Origin of the sequence: Acinetobacter sp. Tol 5 (genome assembly GCF_019702905.1) — a bacterium.
Classification (GTDB): Bacteria; Pseudomonadota; Gammaproteobacteria; order Pseudomonadales; family Moraxellaceae; genus Acinetobacter; species Acinetobacter bereziniae.
This window is the reverse complement of the sequence record NZ_AP024708.1, coordinates 3,157,557-3,178,443: the sequence shown is the minus strand read 5'-3', so window position 1 is coordinate 3,178,443 and position 20,887 is coordinate 3,157,557. Positions and strand designations below refer to the sequence as shown.

General features: G+C 37.0%; 21 protein-coding genes. 12 read left to right on the top strand and 9 right to left on the bottom strand.

Features of this window, described 5'->3' with window-relative positions; genetic code table 11:
- The first annotated feature begins 68 nt into the window (after window positions 1-68).
- Entirely contained in the window at window positions 69-560 is a 492-nt protein-coding gene (locus tag TOL5_RS14805) for a YfbM family protein (protein ID WP_046761281.1), read from the top strand.
- Window positions 561-619: 59 nt separating this feature from the next.
- On the opposite strand, the gene TOL5_RS14800 is transcribed toward TOL5_RS14805, so the two are convergent.
- Window positions 620-1,399, bottom strand: coding sequence for a ferredoxin--NADP reductase (locus TOL5_RS14800; RefSeq protein ID WP_004831549.1), 780 nt, complete (start codon window positions 1,397-1,399; stop codon window positions 620-622).
- 99 nt (window positions 1,400-1,498) lie between these two features.
- Between TOL5_RS14800 and tsaA the strand changes: the two genes are divergently transcribed.
- Window positions 1,499-2,230, top strand: a complete 732-nt coding sequence (tsaA, locus tag TOL5_RS14795; RefSeq protein WP_151781063.1) for a tRNA (N6-threonylcarbamoyladenosine(37)-N6)-methyltransferase TrmO — start codon at window positions 1,499-1,501, stop codon at window positions 2,228-2,230.
- A 112-nt stretch (window positions 2,231-2,342) separates the two neighbouring features.
- Here tsaA and TOL5_RS14790 read toward each other — a convergent pair whose 3' ends face one another.
- Both TOL5_RS14790 and TOL5_RS14785 read right to left on the bottom strand, forming a co-directional pair.
- The gene (locus TOL5_RS14790) at window positions 2,343-3,800 is read right to left on the bottom strand and encodes a CYTH and CHAD domain-containing protein (RefSeq protein ID WP_151781062.1); all 1,458 of its coding nucleotides are present in this window, start codon (window positions 3,798-3,800) and stop codon (window positions 2,343-2,345) included.
- A gap of 180 nt (window positions 3,801-3,980) precedes the next feature.
- Window positions 3,981-5,441, bottom strand: coding sequence for an inorganic triphosphatase (locus tag TOL5_RS14785; RefSeq protein WP_121774040.1), 1,461 nt, complete (start codon window positions 5,439-5,441; stop codon window positions 3,981-3,983).
- Window positions 5,442-5,649: 208 nt separating this feature from the next.
- Between TOL5_RS14785 and TOL5_RS14780 the strand changes: the two genes are divergently transcribed.
- The 4 genes from TOL5_RS14780 to TOL5_RS14765 all read left to right on the top strand — a co-directional run bounded on the left by TOL5_RS14780 (window position 5,650) and on the right by TOL5_RS14765 (window position 8,897).
- Complete coding sequence (locus TOL5_RS14780) at window positions 5,650-6,033, top strand: DUF962 domain-containing protein (protein ID WP_042085141.1); 384 nt, start codon at window positions 5,650-5,652, stop codon at window positions 6,031-6,033.
- 342 nt (window positions 6,034-6,375) lie between these two features.
- Window positions 6,376-6,999 (top strand): thiamine phosphate synthase, encoded by a 624-nt coding sequence (thiE, locus tag TOL5_RS14775; protein ID WP_004831540.1) that lies wholly within the window; start codon window positions 6,376-6,378, stop codon window positions 6,997-6,999.
- A 39-nt stretch (window positions 7,000-7,038) separates the two neighbouring features.
- Window positions 7,039-8,334: a glutamate-1-semialdehyde 2,1-aminomutase gene (gene hemL / locus TOL5_RS14770; RefSeq protein ID WP_151781061.1), complete on the top strand. Its 1,296-nt coding sequence runs from the start codon at window positions 7,039-7,041 to the stop codon at window positions 8,332-8,334.
- Between the two features lie 146 nt (window positions 8,335-8,480).
- On the top strand, window positions 8,481-8,897 hold the full coding sequence (locus tag TOL5_RS14765; RefSeq protein ID WP_005030085.1) for a GlcG/HbpS family heme-binding protein: 417 nt from the start codon (window positions 8,481-8,483) through the stop codon (window positions 8,895-8,897).
- Between the two features lie 67 nt (window positions 8,898-8,964).
- Here the strand turns inward: TOL5_RS14765 and TOL5_RS14760 are convergent, their stop codons facing one another.
- The 3 genes from TOL5_RS14760 to TOL5_RS14750 all read right to left on the bottom strand — a co-directional run bounded on the left by TOL5_RS14760 (window position 8,965) and on the right by TOL5_RS14750 (window position 11,062).
- Window positions 8,965-10,029, bottom strand: coding sequence for an amidohydrolase family protein (locus TOL5_RS14760; protein WP_151781060.1), 1,065 nt, complete (start codon window positions 10,027-10,029; stop codon window positions 8,965-8,967).
- A gap of 203 nt (window positions 10,030-10,232) precedes the next feature.
- Entirely contained in the window at window positions 10,233-10,637 is a 405-nt protein-coding gene (locus TOL5_RS14755; RefSeq protein ID WP_004831536.1) for a DUF3144 domain-containing protein, read from the bottom strand.
- A 53-nt stretch (window positions 10,638-10,690) separates the two neighbouring features.
- Window positions 10,691-11,062 (bottom strand): DUF3144 domain-containing protein, encoded by a 372-nt coding sequence (locus tag TOL5_RS14750; protein WP_004831535.1) that lies wholly within the window; start codon window positions 11,060-11,062, stop codon window positions 10,691-10,693.
- 89 nt (window positions 11,063-11,151) lie between these two features.
- Between TOL5_RS14750 and TOL5_RS14745 the strand changes: the two genes are divergently transcribed.
- On the top strand, window positions 11,152-11,784 hold the full coding sequence (locus tag TOL5_RS14745) for a hypothetical protein (RefSeq protein ID WP_058970562.1): 633 nt from the start codon (window positions 11,152-11,154) through the stop codon (window positions 11,782-11,784).
- 94 nt (window positions 11,785-11,878) lie between these two features.
- Here TOL5_RS14745 and TOL5_RS14740 read toward each other — a convergent pair whose 3' ends face one another.
- Together TOL5_RS14740 and TOL5_RS14735 are read right to left on the bottom strand one after the other, a co-directional pair.
- Window positions 11,879-12,850: a hypothetical protein gene (locus TOL5_RS14740; RefSeq protein ID WP_151781059.1), complete on the bottom strand. Its 972-nt coding sequence runs from the start codon at window positions 12,848-12,850 to the stop codon at window positions 11,879-11,881.
- Between the two features lie 281 nt (window positions 12,851-13,131).
- Window positions 13,132-14,415, bottom strand: coding sequence for an MgtC/SapB family protein (locus TOL5_RS14735; RefSeq protein ID WP_121774044.1), 1,284 nt, complete (start codon window positions 14,413-14,415; stop codon window positions 13,132-13,134).
- A gap of 170 nt (window positions 14,416-14,585) precedes the next feature.
- Here TOL5_RS14735 and TOL5_RS14730 point away from each other — a divergent pair, with 170 nt between their 5' ends.
- The 4 genes from TOL5_RS14730 to TOL5_RS14715 all read left to right on the top strand — a co-directional run bounded on the left by TOL5_RS14730 (window position 14,586) and on the right by TOL5_RS14715 (window position 18,999).
- Window positions 14,586-16,343, top strand: coding sequence for a GspE/PulE family protein (locus TOL5_RS14730; RefSeq protein ID WP_151781058.1), 1,758 nt, complete (start codon window positions 14,586-14,588; stop codon window positions 16,341-16,343).
- A 108-nt stretch (window positions 16,344-16,451) separates the two neighbouring features.
- The gene (locus TOL5_RS14725) at window positions 16,452-16,811 is read left to right on the top strand and encodes a NirD/YgiW/YdeI family stress tolerance protein (RefSeq protein ID WP_005030069.1); all 360 of its coding nucleotides are present in this window, start codon (window positions 16,452-16,454) and stop codon (window positions 16,809-16,811) included.
- Between the two features lie 145 nt (window positions 16,812-16,956).
- Window positions 16,957-17,622 carry a response regulator transcription factor gene (locus TOL5_RS14720; protein ID WP_151779051.1) on the top strand — a complete coding sequence of 222 codons (666 nt, stop codon included), beginning with the start codon at window positions 16,957-16,959 and terminating at the stop codon, window positions 17,620-17,622.
- A 42-nt stretch (window positions 17,623-17,664) separates the two neighbouring features.
- Window positions 17,665-18,999: a sensor histidine kinase gene (locus TOL5_RS14715; RefSeq protein WP_151781057.1), complete on the top strand. Its 1,335-nt coding sequence runs from the start codon at window positions 17,665-17,667 to the stop codon at window positions 18,997-18,999.
- Window positions 19,000-19,234: 235 nt separating this feature from the next.
- On the opposite strand, the gene hemP is transcribed toward TOL5_RS14715, so the two are convergent.
- Complete coding sequence (hemP, locus tag TOL5_RS14710; protein ID WP_004721884.1) at window positions 19,235-19,405, bottom strand: hemin uptake protein HemP; 171 nt, start codon at window positions 19,403-19,405, stop codon at window positions 19,235-19,237.
- 140 nt (window positions 19,406-19,545) lie between these two features.
- On the opposite strand from hemP, the gene TOL5_RS14705 reads away from it, so the two are divergent.
- A complete protein-coding gene (locus tag TOL5_RS14705; RefSeq protein ID WP_042085186.1) occupies window positions 19,546-20,499 on the top strand; it encodes an NUDIX domain-containing protein in 954 nt (317 codons plus the stop codon).
- Window positions 20,500-20,887 lie beyond the last annotated feature (388 nt).

Genomic DNA, 20,887 nt, shown 5'->3' with positions numbered 1-20,887 from the left:
GCAGACCCTATACATATATGGTTTTTTGATTTATAAATTCGAAGAATAATGAAAAAAGAGTGAAAACAATGTCAATGATCGGCAATTTATTGAGTATTTCAACGCAACAATTAGAAGATTTTATTCAGTCACCAAATTTACTTGAAGCTTATGTTTATGGTGATCAAAAAGATCAACAATCACAAACTTTGGATTTGGATAAGACATGGCATGCCATTCATTTTATCTTAAATGGTGATGCTTATGGAGGACAAGGTCCTTTAGCAATGGTGTTTTTCGGTGGTAAAGAGATTGGTGAGGATTTAGGAATCGGTCCAGCCAGATATTTAACAGCGGAGCAAGTGAAGCAAGTTGCGAACGCAGTAGAGCAGGTCAGTGATCATCAGTTTTCAAAGCAATATGATATTGAAGCATTGGACCAAGCTGATATTTATCCAAATATGTGGGATGAAGACAGTGAGGAAGGGTTACAGTATATTTTGCCGTATTTTCAAGACTTAAAACAATTCTATCAAGAAGCGGCACTCAGAAATCAAGCTGTATTGATTTATATTCATTAATCATTAAAAAACCGAGGCGTTGACCTCGGTTTATCATTTTAATCTTTAACGATTAAAACTTATTTTTCAACAAATGCACGTTCGATCACGTAGTCGCCCAATACACCCATTTTTGGTGATTCTTTAAGACCATGTTGATCCAATAGTGCCACAACATCATCAAGAAATGCTGGGCTACCGCATAACATTGCACGGTCAGTTTCTGGATTAAAACGTGGTAAACCGATTTTTTCAAATAAAGCGCCCGTTTCAATTGCAGTCGTTACACGACCTTGTGTATGAAAGTCTTCACGCGTTACTGTTGGGTAGTAAACCAATTTATCTTTGATGCCTAATTCTTCAAAGAACTCATTGTTTGGAAGTTCATTGAGAATAAGATCTTGATATGCCAATTCAGAAATAAAACGTGTTCCGTGGACAACAATCACTTTTTCAAAGCGTTCGTAAGTTTCAGGGTCACGAATGGTTGATAAGAATGGTGCAAGTCCAGTCCCAGAAGAAAGAAGGTAAAGATTCTTACCTGGATTTAAATCGTCAAGGACTAAAGTTCCAGTCGGTTTTTTCGAAACCAAGATTTCATCGCCAACTTTTACTTTTTGTAAAATAGACGTCAAGGGACCATCAGGTACTTTGATTGAGAAAAACTCTAATTCTTCTTCGTAGTTAGCGCTAGCAATCGAATATGCGCGCATTAAAGGCTTACCATTGACTTCAAGACCAATCATCACAAATTGACCATTTTTAAAACGTAATGCAGTATCACGTGTGGTCTTAAAACTGAATAAAGTGTCATTCCAGTGGTGTACGTGAGTAATCTTTTCGACGTTGAAAGCAGCCATTAAAGGTCTCAATAAATTATCAAATTAGAACAGCTTGCTATTCTAATCTAAAATCATTCTCGATAAACTGAATATATTTAATTGAGCTTATCAGAAAAAATGATTATGACGGAGTTGAGTCTTCCAATTATTGGTATTATGCGTTCACCTTATGTGGAAAAATTTGGGATTCCTCGGCAACCGAATTTGGTTCAGGTCGAATCTTTTATTGAAATGCTCGCCCCTTATAATGTTATGGAGGCATTTGAAGGAATTGAAGCATTTAGTCATTTATGGCTGATCTGGCAGTTTCATGACAATAAAAATCAGCAACAACAGGATAAATTTCGACCCCAAGTCCGTCCGCCACGATTAGGTGGCAATAAGAAAATAGGGATATTTGCTACACGCAGTATGTATCGTCCAGCACCTGTTGGATTGTCGGTTGTTCAACTTAAACAGGTCAAAAAAGTGGGCAATACTGTGCGTGTTTATGTGACAGGAAGTGACTTATTAAATGGTACACCCATTTTAGATATCAAACCTTATATCCAGTATTCTGACGCTGTGTTGGATGCGCAAAGCGGTTATGCACAAGATCGACCTATTGTTAAACAAGTACGTTGGTCAGAACATGCATGTCAATCTAGAACAGGTTTATTACAACAGGCAAAAATTGATCAGCAATATATTGCTGAACTTGAGTCAGTATTGGCATTGGATCCACGTCCAGCCTATCAAGACGATGCGCAAAGAATTTATGGGATGCGTTTTGGACAGATGAATATTAAATTTAGCTGTAGTGATGAAGCAATTGTTATCCAAGAAATCATGCTCTATGAGCAGACTTAAACACTATCAATAGAGTAAAAAATGATGAGAGTTTTTAAGGTATTACTCGTCAAAAAGGAATTTCTCAATTTATGCTAGTACTCATTTAGTAATTGGTTTTACTGGGAGTGCCTTACTGTAATGTACTTATTTGAGCAAAGTCGAGTAAGTCTTGCTGAGATTGCTGTAAAACACGTTGTTTTTCTGCGGCAATCCACCCCAAAGCAAACCAAACTTGTGGTTGTGTATTGACCAGCTTTGTTAAAAGCTCTTCTGCTACAATAAAATCATTGTATAGACCTAAACTCTCTTGAGCCGGTTTTATTAATTTTAAGTATTTTTTTACAGTTTTTTTATCACATAAGGATGAAACAAATTCTAGGCTATAGCGCAAACGCTTTAAATTTTTACGTGTTTTATGCCGTGCTTCTATGTCTAGGTTTAAGTAGTTTTGAGCGTCTAATTGAATTTTTTGATGTAATTTACTGATTTTTTTTAATGCTAATTTGTGTGCTGAGGTTTTTGTTTTTTCAGTTGAATCTTGTTCGATGAATTGAATCAATGAAAGAACTAAATAGTTAAAATTAAATGACCTAAATAGTTTAGTTAATTTCTGTGTATCTGTAGTCTCTGATTCAGGCAACTTAAATTTTGGAGCACCTACCGCTTCAAGCTGAGGTAAGAGTTCTTCACGAATCACATCTAAATCTCGTGCTGAACCAAGCTGTCTAAACAATTCTGTTAATTGCGTTTGCCATGTTGGGTCAATATGCAAAGACCAACCAGAAAAGGTTTTAATTGCACTACGTAAACGGCGGATTGCGACACGTGCCTGATGAACATGTTTGGAGTTAAAGTTGCCAGAAGCGATCGCAGTGCTGTTAGGAAGTAGATGATTAAGACAATGATTAAAAATCTTTTTTAATGCTATTTCAGCTGTGTCTTTTGCATTTAGCTGTAAAGATGTTTGGAATTCTACCGGATTGTCTTGGATGCTTTGCGCCAATTGAAAACCTTGTTGTGCTTTGCTACGGACATCGAGCCATAAACCATAGCGTTTCACACGGGGCAATATAAAAGAAATCAGATCTTGTACTGTGCCTTGTTTAAGTTCAAATTCAAGTTCATGCAAAGTTAAACGATTATCTTGGGTAAAAATTTGTCCTTGATCATAGCTCACTTCAATTTGACTATTTTGAAAATGGAAAACGCTTAATCTTCTTTCAATGTCTGTTTGAAACTGAATTTCAAGCAAACTTTTATTTTGTTCTAATAATGCTTGAATACTTTTAGCAATCTGTTTGTTTTTTAAATAAACTTCAAGATTTAACTCAGTTTCATCTGTTGCTAAAACATGCTCAAACTCAGCACGTTTAAGCTTTTGTTCCGTTGGAAGTTTCAGAGTTTGCACCCATTGATCATTTTCAAGCCGTTGACGAAGCGAAATAGAATGTTTTGATAATATAAAAGATGGAGTGTCGTAATACTTTGCTTGTAGATGTAAGCTGCGATCATTTTTTCTTTGAAATGCTTTAATGAGAGCATCTTGCTTTTCTTGCGGAATCTGGAATTTTAATTCGATTTCAAACATCTTAATCTTCTCATTTTCGCTAGTATCAAAATGATTCTAATCTGATCAATCGTATTTTTGAGAATTTTTAAAAAATGATTACAAATCAAATGCTCAGTTGAAGATTTATACTGTGTTTTATTCTTGGTTGAAATATGTAAAGAGATGATTTTTAAAATAAAAATCATCTCTTTACAGTTATTATTTTAAGAATTTACGACTGACTAAGAATTGCTCCGTGGCTTCGAGTAATTTTTCAGCATATACCTCTTGCTTGGCAGTCAGCCATCCTAAAGCAAACCAATCGCTTGCGTCTAAGTCAGTTTGTTGTAAATAAGAAGAGGAGGATGCCAATACTTGATATTGCTCACAGGCTTGTTGAGCATCGTTCAAAGATTTACCGTATTTCTGCAAATTTTTAACATCATAGATCTGGGTTAAAATTGGAAAACTAAACTTCAGTTCATTTAAATGCTGTGCCAAAGCTTCAAGACTTTCAAGATCCGAAAGATCAGCACCATTCAAACTCTCTTGGAGCTGTTTGTACTGATGTTGCAGAGTATTTTGTGCAAACCATTTCAAATCATGTGCTTGGGACTTTTCTGATTGCCCCAAACTAAACATTAATAATTCTAGGTAGTGTTGAACATTTTGAGTAGATTTGACGAGATTAATTAACTTTTCATTGGCATATAAAATGTCTTTATCTAGGCTCTCAGCCGTTTTTGGGTTTTGTAGTAAAGCCCCCAACGTGCGTTGCATATGTTCAAAATGTTGTAAATTTTTAAAATGACTCTCAAAAGCGGAAAGTTGGTGTGCCCATTTTTCTGTTTTGCTGTCTGTCCAATCTTTAAATAATGATAAGGTTAAATGGAGGTGGTGGAGGGCAGTTTGAGCTTGAAGAATATGTTCAGGTTCAGCGACTTGTGCGGAAATTGCGGCAATATTAGGTAGTAAATGTTGTAGTTGATTGGCAATCAGCCCACGTAAGTTTTTATCAGCAGTGTCTTTCTTATTTAAATGAGGCTCTTTTGCAAGTTTTGCAGAACTAACTTTTTGTCCAAGCAACAACAGGTTTCCAAACTCAGCTTTACTGCGGACATCTAACCAAAGTTGGTATTTTTTAACCCATTCAAAGCTAAAAGCTAAAAGTGATTGAATTGAACCGCTTTTTAATTCAAATTCAACTTCATAAATGTCTTGCTTTGCTGTTTCAGTTTTGACTTCACCGACATCTAAACTGATTTCAATTTCTGCATCTTCAAAAGTGATCACACGAGTAGTGCGTTGAATATCAGTTTCGAACTGTAATTGTAAGTCTTGAATTTTATCACCTAAAGCATTTTTAAGTATGGCGAATGCCTCAGGCTTATTTTCGTAAATTTTGAGATCTAAACTTGGTGTTTCTGTTTGCTCGCCTAAATCAATATTGTCTTCGAAGCGTTCTAAATGATTTTTTGTTGCCGCTTTTAAAGTCTGTATCCAGCGTGTGCCTTCTAAACGTTGGCGAAGTGCAGCGCCTTGTTGAGAAAGTTGACGTTCAGGCGTGTCATAGTACTTTGCTTGAAGGTGAATAATCTCAGATTTTTTAGGGTCTATTGCTTTAAGTATTGCATTGCGACGAGCTTCGGAAATTTGAAACTTTAATTCAACTTCAAGCATGTGAAAATCCTAAAAATGATCGTGTTGATTGAAGACTTAACTTTTTCTTCATGTTTAATTCGACATTGTAACGCAAAATTGCTGGTAAAATGCTGATGGAACGTATCCTTTCCACAAGAATGCACAATTAACACACTATATTTAATTTGGCTTTTAATGCAGCATAAAATAAACTAAGCTGACTAAAAATAAAACAGGATGATTGAACATGAATGCCCAAGTAGAGCCTAAATCGGAATTAGAGCAATACCCTAAATTTGAACTTCCAATTAAAAACTATTCGGAGTTTTATCGTTTTTATCTAACAGAACACCGCAACATTATGAGTCGCCGTTTACATGCAGCGGGAAGTAGCATTGGTATTTATTTCTTTACTCAAGCAATTCGCCAACGTAAAGCCAAATACGTGCTATATGGATTAGTTTCAGGTTATGCCTGTGCTTGGGTGGGACATTTCGTTTTCGAAAAAAATAAGCCTGCCAGCTTTAAGCAACCTTTATATAGCTTTATTTCAGATTGGCGTATGCTCTCCGATATTTTACGAGGCAATCTAAGTTTGAAAGATCGCCGTTTTGATAAAATTGACAGTTGATTCATGTCACTTCTTGAGCTTACTTTCATAAGAGTGCCAATATAGATTTTGTTAGATTCAAAAACTTTAGCGTAGATTAAACATACAATAAACTCAGATCTATGATGTGTAAACTGACCTGAAACAGTGACATAACATTGATCTGAGCATTTCATCGAAGAATAGCCAGCACAAGCCAGCTAAACTAAAAAAGAAATGGCAATGTTATTTTAGGCTGTTGTATTCAGCTTATTCGGTTAATTGTTTCAAAAAACATAAACACTTGTAAAACATCAGTATAGCTTCTGATCTTATTATTCATTAAAGTACAAATTGAAAAGTGTATTATGAATCGAGTAACTCATGCGCGGTCTTTATCTCATCACCAATGATGATCCAATTGAACTTTTATTAGCAAAATTAGAAGGTGCAATGGCAACCTATGAGGTTGCTGTTTTGCAATATCGTCGTAAGAAAGTGCCAAAACAAGATCAGGACTATGAAATTGAGTACATGAAATCCATGTGCGCACAATACAAAGTACCTTTTGTGATAAATGACGATCTAGACGCTGCGATAAAATATGGTGTGGGTGTACACTTAGGTCAAGGTGATGGTTCAATTGTTGAAGCAGTAGCTCGTTTACCGAAAGGGGTCCTCGTAGGGCGAAGCTGTAACAATTCGATCGAACTTGCCGAACAAGCAATTGCAGATGGTGCAAACTATGTTGCTTTTGGGGCAATCTACGCGACTGATACTAAACCAGAAGCTGGAAATATCGGTATTGATACCTTAAAACAAGCCAAAGCTAAATTTGAGGTACCAATCTGTGCGATAGGTGGTTTGACTGTTGAAAATTCAGCACCTGTGATCGAAGCCGGCGCCGACCTTTGTGCTGTAATTAGTGATATATTAGGACGCACTTTATCTGGTGTCACTGTACGTACCCAAGAATGGGCAGATTTATTTACTGCTCACAAAGCCTAAGCTTATCTTTGTAATTTGTTTTTTTAGTCGAGTAATCTCATGACGTTATCTGCCAAGCAAGAACAATTGTTTAAACAAGCCAGTAAACATATTCCGGGGGGTGTGAACTCTCCCGTACGTGCGTTTAATGGCGTCGGTGGTACGCCAATATTCATTGAAAAGGCCAAAGGGGCTTATTTGTATGATGTCGATGGTAAGCGTTATGTAGATTACGTTGGTTCTTGGGGTCCGATGATTTTGGGGCATGCACACCCTGATATTATCCAAGCTGTCCAAGAAGCAGCAGTTGATGGTTTAAGTTTTGGTGCACCCACTGTTCATGAAACCACGCTTGCAGATTTAATTTGTGAAATCATGCCATCCATTGAATTAGTTCGTATGACCAATTCTGGTACAGAAGCGACCATGACCGCTATTCGATTAGCACGTGGCTATACTGGGCGTGACATGATTGTTAAATTCGAAGGTTGCTATCACGGACATTCAGACTCGCTCTTGGTAAAAGCAGGTTCGGGGATGTTGACCATGGGTGAACCAACTTCAAAAGGAGTACCTGCTGACTTTGCCAAGCATACTGTCACTTTGCCGTATAACGATATTGAGGCAGTTAAAGCGTGTTTTGCGAAGTATGGTGATGAAATCGCAGGTGTGATCGTTGAACCTGTAGCAGGGAATATGAATCTGGTTAAGCCCGTAAAAGGCTTTTTAGAAACTATCCGCGAACAATGTGATCAATATCAATCTGTATTTATCATTGATGAAGTCATGACGGGTTTCCGTGTTGCGCTTGGTGGTGCTCAGGCGTATTACAATGTAAAACCAGACTTAACCACTTTGGGTAAAATTATTGGTGCTGGTTTACCTGTAGGTGCATTTGGTGGTAAACGTGAAATTATGGAATGTATTGCACCTTTAGGTGGTGTTTATCAAGCAGGTACTTTGTCGGGTAATCCATTGGCAATGCGCGCGGGCGTAAAAATGTTTGAAACACTTCGCCAAGCCAACTTCTATACGGATTTAACAGCAAAACTAGATAAATTACTGCAAGGCTTGCAAGCTGCTGCTGATGAAGCAGGGATTCCATTCTTTACCCAACAAGCAGGCGGATTATTTGGAATTTACTTTACAGATCAAACTGAAATCACCAGTTTTGATCATATTTTGAAATGTGATATTGATGCATTCCGTAAGTTTTTCCACGGCATGTTAAACCGAGGTGTAAATCTTGCACCTTCAGCATTTGAAGCTGGATTTATCTCTGCTGCACATAGTGATGAAGATATTGCCTTTACCCTACAAGCAGCCAAAGAAACCTTTGCTGAAATGAAGGTATAACTTAATTTTACCTCATGTAGATTACGGTAATAAATGAGCAGAATGAGCAGTCATTTTTCGTAAAGCTTCATTTAGAATAAAAGCCCATAGCCTTTGTACTATGGGCTTTTTTTTAAATTTTAAATACGATAATTACGGATGAAAATATGCAAACTAAACATTATTTAACGCTATCTGATGCAGAATTTTTATTGAACAAAGCACAACAATATGCTGTAGAACATCAGTTTAATGTCAGTATTGCTATTGTCGATGAAACAGGAAATTTATTGGCAATGAAGCGCATGGATGGTGCATCGGCAATGTCAGCAAATTTTTGTCAAGAAAAAGCCAAATGCTCAGCACTGAGTCGTAGACCTTCTAGCGCTTATGAAAACATGATCAAAAATGGTCAATTCGGATTTTTATCCATGAATGCAGGTTTAGGTATGCTAGAGGGCGGAGAACCGATTTTATATCAAGATCATGTGGTGGGTGCGGTAGGTATATCAGGAGTAAAATCATTTGAAGATGCTGAAATTGCTCGACATGCCATTCAAGCCTTTCTTGCACAATTTGATTGAAACTTGATGCCTGAGTGAATGATGAGATTAAAGTGGCATTTGGAAATACCACTTTAATCCTGTTCAATCATAAACGATAGAATTGTTTAGCATTATGATGAAAGACATTTTCAAGTGCACTTTCATCATATTGCATCACAATATCACTAAAAGCATCAATGATATTGACGAGGCTGGTATTCACTCGATCCATTGGAAAGTTGGAAGCAAACATGACTCGATATGTCCCAAAACTTTCTAAAGCATGCAGAATAAGTGGGGCAACAAGATCAATAATTTGCTGTTTCGATGCCAATTGTTTGTTTTTATAAAATTGATGCCCGAGGACAGGCATAAATAGCCCCGACATTTTTGTATAGACATTTGGAAGAGTAGATAATTCTGCAATATCTTCCTGCCATTGATAAAAGATGTTTTCCCGTGCTGTTTTAGACAATCCGGTATTTTGACCCACCTTGCCAAATAATCCTGCTGGTGTTCCCAAATGATCTAAAACGATGGAGGTTTCAGGAAAAATTTTTGCAAGTTCAATCACATCTGCAATTTGCTGAGAATATACCCACGCATCAAAACTAAGGTTATGTTGAGCCAGTTGTTCAAAGCCTTTTAAAAATTTCTTTTGGGTATACAAGTGTGGTGTGTCTGTCCAATTATGCACACCTTTATCTTCATGGAAGGCAGCCATACGCCGTATACCACGTAATCGTTTAGATGCTTTTTGATGCAGTTTTAAAATTTTCTTAAAATTGCTATCACAAGGGTCAGCGGTAGCAACAATACCACCCAGTTTCACTGTATCTTCATTAAATGGTAAGGACTCAATAAATTCTGTTTCACCAACTACACCTTTACCTTTATGTTTTGCCCAACTTGCTTCGATATGAACAACCTGTTCAACGGCATAGTGCTGTAGATCATTTTTATAATCCTGTGGCAAATAAGGGCGTGTAATATGCTCGGTCAACCCAACAGTCTCAATCAAATCTTTGGGTTTAACCAAACGAACCATTTTATCTAACAGAAAAGGGCGCTGACCTAAAAGCTTCACAGCAAAAGCAGCTGCATGAGGCGTGCTATACGGATCCCACTGATGAATATGTGGATCAATGAGTGGAAAATTAAGTGTATGCATATAACGTCCAAATTGTTATTTATTATGCACATACCATACAATATTTTTATAAAACATGAATATTATTTGTTCGTAAATATTGCATTAGAAATATAGATGATTAGCGATTTTGACGTATTAATTTTATCAAGAAGAAGGATTTAGCCTCTAATATACAGAGGCTAGCGTCATATTTTTCTGAAACAAGTGATCAACTAAAACCATCAATGCTGATGATCATGCCCATCGTGATCATGTTTGTGCGTATGAAAATCTTCATCTTTTCGGAAACGCAGATAGTTTTCAAATTGCTCACAATATTCATCATAATTGTCTTCAAGCATCATTTGAAATTGCTGTAATACATAAGACATAACTTGTTCTTTTGCATCACGCATTTCATTGCCATCTTTGAAATTATTGGCAGCAACCCAAGTGTTAAAACGAGCAGTCGCAAACAACATCGCAGCACTGACTTGACCACGAAGCTCTTCAGGCTTTGCTTGTTTTCCCTTGACTGGGCGACAGAATTCATTGGCTTGTTTGATAAACTCATCTGCACGCTCAAAAAAAACAGCATTTAAAGCTTCTTCTTCAGTGATATCAGTCGCGTTGATTTTTTGAGACATGGTTTTTCCACATTAGGTATTTCATTGGTGAGCTATTATAGGCAATCCAGTGTTCAAACGAAACGCTTTACTTCATCCGTATCAGATTGGGGAAAATAACTTTCGAAATTTTCCTGATACTCGTCAAGATGGTCTTCAAGCATCAATTTAAATTGTTCGGTGTAATAATCTAGGATCACTTGTCGATCAGCTTTAAAGTCTGGTGCATTTTGATAAGAGCAAGCTGCATGCCAAACACTATAGCGAGCATTAGCGTACATAAAAGAGGCACTGACACTGCCTGGATTTGCGCTGAGATGAGAGACTTGATGATCAGCATCAGCGAATTGATTGGCAAGTGCTATAAACTCATCAGCACGTTCGTAAAAACTTTCATCTGAGTCAACTTGTTCAGTTTCTTCAAAAAAATCATTATTTTCAGACATAAGCTTTCCTATTCACAAGCTTGTTTCATTGCGATAACTATAGCATACTCAAAATAGCCTAAGCATAATAAATACTTCAGGAGTAGGTCATGCAAGATGCGATTGCTGTACAAAGTTTAAAAAGTGATATTGCATTATTACGCCAAAATATTTGGCCGCCGACGGAGCTTGCACATGTTGAAGGATTACCAATTTATTATGCACCACAAACACAAGTAGAGCATTACTATAAACAATGGCTTGGATTGATTGAACGGGCACAAGCACTCTATCAACCCTTTATGGAAGATGAGGTTTTAGATGCGATTCATTTACCGAGTCATTTAAACTTACCCCTGTTCTTCTTTCATGTGGATCGAATTCGTATCAATAAAACTCGTGCTAAAGAGTCTAAAACCTTTCGTGGTATTGCTGCTTTGATTGAAAAATGCGGGCAATTTGAGCCAAGTCAAATCAGTAAAATGACCCAATGGCTGGACAGTGATGATACGGCTGCCTTAGTTGCGCATCGTGAGTTTATTGATTTGCGTACTTATATTTTTCAACATGGGCAAAGCGAATACACCAGAACTCGATTTTATGTGAATGGGTTGGTGCTTGGTACTGAGAAAGATTTTGAGTTGGTTGATGCCCGTGAAAAACCACGTAAACAACGCAATGACAGCTATGCCGATCCTTTGGCGGATAATCAAGTCTGGAAAGTTTTTGGAAAATATCGTTAATTAATGATAAGACGTTTCGATTTTTTAAATTAAGTAAAAATTAAGCCCTGACGAAATCATTGTTTAATCAGGACTATTCTTTTACAACTTTGTTTTATTTTACAGCATCAATTGCTTGGCTTGCTGTAGTATTAAACAAAGTACATTCAGATTTTAAACCATTGAGATAAGCTTGTTGTATTTGAGCATTGATACTGTATTTCCCAAACTGGTTCACAGCGTCTTGATAATCTTGCTCATACTGCTGAATTTTATCTGCAAGGACTTCATAGTCACCAGCAGTATAATAAGCGGCTTGATAATAGTCTGAGCCAATTTTAGCGACAGCAGCAATATGTGTGTTCGGTTGAATATCACGAGATAAATCTAAGCTAAAATTGCCCAGTTTTGCTTGAATATAACCATTTTGAAAATATTTTGACGGGTTATAGCCTATGATAGGATCATTAGAATAAAGATCAGCAAAAGCAGTATTGGTTGAAGAAGATATTGATCTTAAACACGTTGAACCTGTTGGAAAAGTTTTGCCTTGTAGCTTTTTGACGTAATAAGCAGGATATGGTCCCATTGCATCGCTTAATGCACTGTTTGAACCAGCAAAATGATCAAAACCATTGATATATGGGCTAATTAATTTACCCGTTAGATTAACAGTTTCAAATTTTTCAGTTAATTCCAATTGCTTGTAGTTACGTGTTGAATAGGGTGTAAATGTCCAAACAGTTGCTGATTTCGATTTAAGCGTGGCATTTTGATAGCCCAAATCCGTTTTACTCTTAGTTGCATCATACAATCCATCAGATGCTAAATATTGGCTTAAAAGATCGGATGCAGTGAACTGGGTTGAGCCATCTACCTTATATTCACCATCGATATACATTTGTTTATTTCTAAAGCTAAATTTTACTTTGTTAAACAGATAAGCATCGTCAAGCGAACCGCCAGTTTCATAGCTAAACCACTCCGAATCATTGTTGCTGATATAATCCCCAGCATCTGAATCTCCTCCACATGCAGTCAAAAATAATGAAGAAATAATGGCAAAAGAAAGTAATTTAATTTTCATGAATTATTCCAAATTATAAAATATTAAAAATTTATGTGTATAAAAGTTCACGTTATCATGATATTGAAACCTATTATTTTTTCAATACTTATTTTAAGCCCAGTATTTTCTCGGTCTTTTATCAATTTTAGTCGTGTCATTTTTTTAATCGATCATTTCAGTGTGTAGGTTTTTAGATGAATCAACATGACCATGATGTATGATTTATATTGATATTTAAAGTTATAACTTACTTTATAAGAGAAAAGAGAAAGGCGAGTTATTGATGTTGAATCATTATTTTAAAAAGGATTTATAAAAGCAGTCGAATGTTGAAGACCCCATATAAAAATCACAATAAAGATCAGCATGTGTAAAATTTGAATTGGAGCAAAAACAAGTGCGTAGCGCCCACCACCACTGATCAAAGCATTTATTGATTTCGCTACTGCATGTGCAGCTAAACCTAACAGGAATGCAAGTGATAACACAGCGTTACTTGGTTCACCTTGAATGACAATGGTTGCTAATGCACCATGAATTTCAAAAAGTGACGCAAGAAGTGTACCTGCAATAAGCCCTGCATCACCCAATAACAAGTTTAAACCATAAACACCTGCTTGAATTAAGGTTAAAGACCCTGCAATAATCGCAGCCTCTTTAAGACTAAACATGCGGCTATCAGTAGATTTGTTCGCTTCGATCGGTTGCGTATTACGCATGAGCCATAATGCAAAAATAACCAAAACGGTGATTGCAAGGAGGCTGGGTAAAACAATCACTTTAAACCAAGAAATACTTACACCAATGACAATAATCATTAATTGCAATAGTGTCGCTACACATGACATGAGTGCAGCACCAGCATTGGCTTTTGCATCAGCACGTCCGTTACGGACTTCTAATCCTAAACTGGCAACCGTTGCCGTACTGGATACAAAGCCCGATGCTAGAGAAGACAGAAGCAAAGCATTTTTTGTGGACAATAATCGTTTGGCAATATGTGCCAGTGCTTGCACAGCCAGAATTAAAGTAAGTAACTTTAAAATTACATAGGGATTAAGAACTGAACCCCACAATGGTTTATTCGGGGTAAGAGGAAGTGCAATCAGTAATAATGCCAGCAGAAAGATTCCATCTCTAAATTCAGATTCGGTGATCCATTTTCCTGCAATACCATGCATAGAATGTTTGGTCATCAATAAGATTGTCAAAATGACAGATAAACCTGCAGCAAATGGTATATTCCACAGACACATTCCACCAATAAAGTAGGTCAGAATAAAGGCGATTTCAGTCGTAACCCCAGGATCATCGGTCTGATTTTTAATTGAGTATGCTACAACTGCGCCTGTGATTAGTGCACCCACGATGCCAAAATAGGGACCAAATAAAAAGCATACAGCGCCAAAGATTGAACAAATCGCAAATGATCTTAAACCTGCAAAACTACGTTGATTTTCACGTTGTTTGCTGCGTTCACGTTCTAATCCGATCAATAAACCGCAACCTAAAGCAGCCGCAATAATCGTAAATAAATCATGATAAGAATTGAAATCGAATGACATTGTTGGAATTAAATTCATAGCGCTCCCCCTAGAACCATGAATAGATTGTCTAATTTCAATGTAGCGTAAAGTATTCCTAAATCAAAAGCTTATTTTTGGCTTATCTATAATATACCGGTCAATTGAAAAAATTCAGCAAATACAAAAGTTAATTTTGTTATAGTAAACTGTGTTTTGGGGATATAACAATGCAATTTAATTTCGAAATCGATACAGCTTGGTGTTTAGAACAATTATTAAAAGACGGTCGAATTACTGAACGTGAAAAATTATTGGTACAGACGACGCATCGGCAACGTGATCAATTAAAATGGCATCCCTTACAGTGGATCGCAAATTTTAAATTAGTTGATGCTCAAGACTCAGTAAAAAGACTGACACTAACTGTATTGACTGAATGGTTGGCTGAAAAGGCCCAATTGAATTTATTTACCATTGATCCGTTAAAAGCAGATGTCACGTCTTTGACCAGTGTCATGTCTCAAGAGTTTGCATTGAGAAATAAAATTTTGGCTGTAGAAGTCAATACAGATCGAATTTTGATTGGTACGGCACAGCCTTTTATGACCGATTGGGTTCATAATTTAGAACGCAGCCTCAGCCCAAAAAAAATTGAAAAAGTGGTGTTAAATCCAGAACAATTACAGCGTTATCTTACTGAGTATTACCAAGTCAGTAGAGCTGTGAGTAATTCACAAAAATCGAGTGCTTATGATAAGGAAAATAAAGGCGTAGAAGCACTGTTACAATTGGGAGATACGCAAAATCCGGATGCCAATGATCAACACATTGTTAAATTGGTAGATTGGGTTTTACAGTTTGCCTTTGAGCAAGGTGCCAGCGATATTCATTTGGAACCACGAAAGGAAAAGGGCAAAATTCGTTTTCGTATCGATGGTGTTTTACATACCATTTATAACATGCCTGCCAACACCTTAACCGCAGTTATTTCACGAATTAAAATCTTAGGGCGGATGAATGTCGCAGAAAAGCGAAAACCACAAGATGGTCGTCTAAAAACCCGTACCCCGAAAGGGCAAGAAACTGAATTACGTCTCTCTACATTACCCACTGCATTTGGTGAAAAGTTGGTGATGCGTATTTTTGATCCAGAAGTTTTGGTGCGTAGTTTTCAACAATTGGGATTTGATGAACATCTATTGGCACAATGGCAGGGTTTAACTCAACACAGTCACGGGATCATTTTGGTCACTGGACCCACAGGTTCGGGTAAAACAACCACACTGTATTCATCGTTAAAGCAATTGGCTACTGAAGAGGTCAATGTCTGTACCATTGAGGACCCGATCGAAATGTTAGAGCCGAGCTTTAACCAGATGCAAGTGAATCAAGGGATTGAATTAGGTTTTGCAGATGGTATTCGCGCGCTAATGCGACAAGACCCAGACATTATTATGGTCGGAGAAATTCGTGATCAAGACACTGCAAATATGGCAATTCAAGCTGCTTTGACTGGTCATTTGGTGCTTTCAACTTTGCATACCAATGATGCACCATCAAGTTTGACCCGTTTGCATGATCTAGGTGTACAACCATTCTTAACAGCCGCAACAATTCTGGGCGTGCTTGCTCAACGTTTGGTGCGAAAGCTCTGTCCACATTGTAAACAAGAAACTTTTATCAATGAGCAAGAATGGAAACATTTAACCTTTGGTTATCAAACCAAAACACCTGATTTTATTTTTAAAGCGGTTGGTTGTGAAGAATGTCGTCAAACGGGGTATAAAGGTCGTGTTGGTATTTATGAGTTTATGCCGATCAGCTTAGAGGCAAAACAGCGTATCAGTGCCAATGCAACCTTAGATGATCTTAGAATGCAAGCCAAGAAAGAAGGGATTGAACCCTTAAGAATAGCAGGCGCGCGTAAAGTTTTAGAGGGTGTAACGACTTTAGAGGAAGTGTTAAGAGTGGTACCTTTGAATTAATTCTTAGCTTTGCATCAAAAAATTGGAAATAAAGACATCCTAAGATTCACCTCATGTTGATTTGTTTTAATGGCTTTATTGAAACGATCAACATTGATGAGGTCAACGATGAAACTAATTTCTAAAACATTGCTTGCAATCAGCTTAATTGGTGCAACTTCTTTTGCTTCAGCAAATACAGCAGTGAATCAGTCTGCTTTAACACCCAATTTAACCACTGTGAAACATGCATTAACCTTAAAAGATGATACAAAAGTACAGTTACGTGGCAATGTGGTAAAAGCGATTGGTGATGAAAAATATCAATTCCGTGATAACACTGGAACCATTACGGTCGATATTGATGATGAATTATGGCAAGGTAAACCGATTGCCCCAAATACTACAGTTACTTTAATCGGTGAAGTTGATATCGACTACAAGCCAACCAAGCGAGTCGAAATTGATGTTGATGCAGTGAATTTTTAATGCTTTCGTTTAAAATCACTTATTTTTGATTCAAAATCGAACTTGCGACAAAGATGAGATGCATTGGCATCTCATCTTTGTGGTCCTTATATTGCCATCAACCCAATAGTGATGATTTTTAGATATGGATAAAAGAGGGTAGATAATGCGAATATTGCTTGCAGAAGATGACCGCTCACAAGCTGAAAGTATCCAATCTTGGTTAGAAATGGATGGCTATAATGTCGATTGGGTTGAGCGAGGTGATCACGCCATTTTAGCCATAGAACAGCATGAATATGATTGCATTTTGCTTGATCGAGGTTTACCAAAGGCGACAGGAGATGAGATTTTACAGCGATTAAAAAAGCAATATCCTGACACGCCGGTAATTTTTCTAACAGCACGAGATACTATTCAAGATCGTGTACAAGGTTTGGATTTAGGTGCAAATGATTATCTGGTCAAACCTTTTAGTCTTGAAGAGCTATCAGCGCGAGTACGTGCCCAGCTCAGACAAACACAAACCACAAATTTACATGAAATCAAATATGCCAATTTGATTTTAGACACTCAGGCAAAAACAGTTTTTCAAGACCAACAAGCCATTGCATTAACAGCAAAAGAATTTCAAATTTTATATAAACTGATGCAAAAGCCTGAACATATTGTGACTCGTGAACAATTAGAAGCTTCTTTATATGCATGGGGTGATGAAATTGAAAGCAATGCGATTGAAGTTTATATCTATCAGCTACGAAAAAAGATTGGAAATCATTTGATAAAAACCATACGAGGATTAGGTTATCGAATGAATACACCGCAAGAATAAGCAGTGTGTTGATCCATTTTAAATGATTTCAATAGGGTATCTATGAGCCAAGCCATCTCGCTACAGCATAAATTGATTAAAACATCCATGTTGAGTTCAATTGTGGCGGGTCTATTTGCTTTGCTATTACTCATCGCATTGTCTATTTACCACAACATGGATGTTCAAGATCAAATCATGGATGAAATTTCAGATATGCTGCTGATTTCAGATTTGAGTACTACATCGGGTTTTCAATTGGATGAGCTCAGTGATGAATTTGATATTCAATATCAATTGATTAATGGAGATAAACTTTTAACTCAATCCCCAGAGTTTGAGTTAGGCATAAGCAGTCAAGCCAAGATAACTGATCAAGACAGTGCTTATGATTTTATTTGGTCAAATCATCAACTTTGGCGAAGCTATCATGCAAAAAATCCCGATTCAGGGTTAAGTGTCTATGTGATCCAACCGTTGAGTGAGCGCTTTAAAGATCTGTCGCAAAGCTTAATCAGCTATTTTTTAATTTTACTGAGTTTATGGGCGATCCAATGGTTGATTTTACATTTTTCAGTCAAAAAACAATTTAGATCAATTCAATCGCTTTCAACAGAAATTGCTGAGAAAAATGTAAATGACTTAAGCTTGATTCAACAGCCTCAACCTGAATTTAAAGAACTACAACCGATGGTTAATCAGCTTAATCAGATGTTTATTCGACTGGAACAGGCATTAGTCGCAGAACAAAGGTTTACCGCAGATGCATCACATGAGCTGCGTTCACCATTATCAGCAATACATATGCGTTTACAGTTGCTACAACGTAAATATGCTGAAGTGCCTGAAATTCGTCATCAATTAAGCCTAATCCAAAATGATGTATTTCGAGGTACACAAGTACTTGAAAATTTATTGTTACTCGCCAGATTAGATCCTACAGATAAAAGTGATTTACCTAAAACTTGGGTCAGTTTGGAAAAGATGACTCATGGTGTTTTATCTGCCTTAGAGACATTTAAAGATGAGAAACAAGTCCAACTTCATATTCAAAGTGAAGATGCAAATGTCGATGTAAATGAAGAATTAATGTTTATTTGCATCCGCAATTTAATTGATAATGCAATTCGATACACACCTCAGCAGGGCAATATTTATATTGATCTTGGTCATTTTGAAGGTTGGAAATTATTTGAAATTCAAAATGATGGTGAGGGAGTTTCAGAAGAGGTTATTGCTCGTTTAGGGGAGCGTTTCTTTCGTGCTTTAGGAACTCAAACACAAGGTTCAGGTCTAGGCTTATCCATTTGTAAAACTGTAATCGATCTGCATCAGGGGAAAATTGATTTTAGTGCTTCCAAATACGGTGGCTTAAAAATTCGCTTATATTTACCTTAGATTCAGAAAGAAACGACAACAATATTGGACATAACAATATTAGATATGAAATTGAGTAGTGATAGAGAAATGATGAATGACATTATTTGCTCATCCAGTTGTGTATCAAATAACTCTATTTACATGATCTTTTATAATCTTTTATAAATTGTTCAGCCAAAACTTAAAAAGCAGTATGCGCTGATTCATACTGCTTGTTCCCACGTTTTTTGTTTTAAATCAGTTGTTTTTATCGTTATTTAGTCAAAATTAGACGATTATTACGGGTTAAGCGTAAACGATATTCTTCACCAGCATGCATAATGCGAATTTCGCGTCCTAATGCAAATAAGTTGTTTGAGTGTAACATTGGAAGAGATTGGTGAGCTTCGGTGTTACGTGTAAATAGGCTAAATGGTGCGTTCATTATTCTGACTCCGAGTGGGGTGTTGTCTAAGTGATTTAAATGATAATCATTATCGAATAGATCTGTCAACGATAATTTTTATCATTTATAAAAAATCTATATTTGCTTACAATTGATTAAAACTTGAGGGCTCTATTTCTATGTCTAAACCCAGTGTTCATGTGGCGATTGCTTTATTACTGTTTCGAGGGAAAGTCCTTGTAGGATGGCGCAATGCTGACCAACATCAAGGCAATAAATATGAGTTTCCAGGAGGGAAGATTGAAGCAGGGGAAACACCTGTTGAAGCATGTCGTCGAGAAATTTTTGAAGAAGTGGGGATTGGCATTCAGCAATGGCATGCTTTTGATGTGATTCATCATGAATATGATGATGTCGAAGTATTTTTGCACTTATTCCATGCCACTGTGAATGAGCAATATTTAGCAGATATTCAAAAACCATGGACATGGTACAGCCGTGATCAACTTTTAGGGCTGAATTTCCCTAAAGCCAATCATTCGATCATTCAGCGTTTATTTTGGAATCATCACATTAAAATTTCTGAGGATTTGAGCGAATTATGTCGAAACAAACAAAGTGTAGTGAATGCTAATGCGCTGAATGAAAGTAATCTGAATGAAGCTTCAGCACAACCACTGTTTTATTATCGCACTGAATTACTCACATCAGCAGTAGAACAAGTCCAGCAGTTAAACCTGCATGATCTGTCACGGTTGATCATCAATGTTGATATTTGGACACAATTGCCAGAATCTTTGCAGAAAGCTGTGGCTGCTGTGCATTATAAACAACAACAGGTGATGGATTTGCAAATGGGGCAATTGCCATTGGGTGTTCGTTGTATCGCAGCATGTCATGATTTAGTGTCTTTACAACGTGCGCACAGCTTGGGATTCGATGCGGTGATTCTTAGCCCTGTTCTACCAACTGCAACACACCCAGATGCACATACTTTGGGATGGGAACAGTTTGCGCAATATGCCAAAAGCAGTGATTTACCTGTATTCGCATTGGGAGGGTTAAGCCCTACTGATTTAAGCATTGCACAACAGTATGGTGCTTATGGTATTGCAGGGATTAGCCAGTTTTAACTTGAACTCATACCAAACATCAAAAGTAAGTTAAACCAATCCATACCATTATTGAGAGTTTGTATCGTATAAATAAGGCATTTTCATAGCCTCATATTTTGATAAAAGTTTTCATTGATTTGCGTAGTCGATGCCTGACTTTTTAGAGATGAAAAGTAACAAAAATCTTTCGTTGATCAAAGGGGATATTCATATCACCCTTGACCAACGGTGGCAACCATGCTCCCAGCTACAATAGAAATATGGGGTGAAATTGGCTCGTGAAAAAGCAAAATCTATTCTATTTTCAACCTGAATCTTATATAAAATTTTTGGTGAAATACGATACTCGGAAATCTCATCCCTAACTGTTTGAGGCAAGACTCCGCTAAGAACATTTTTTTTTAAT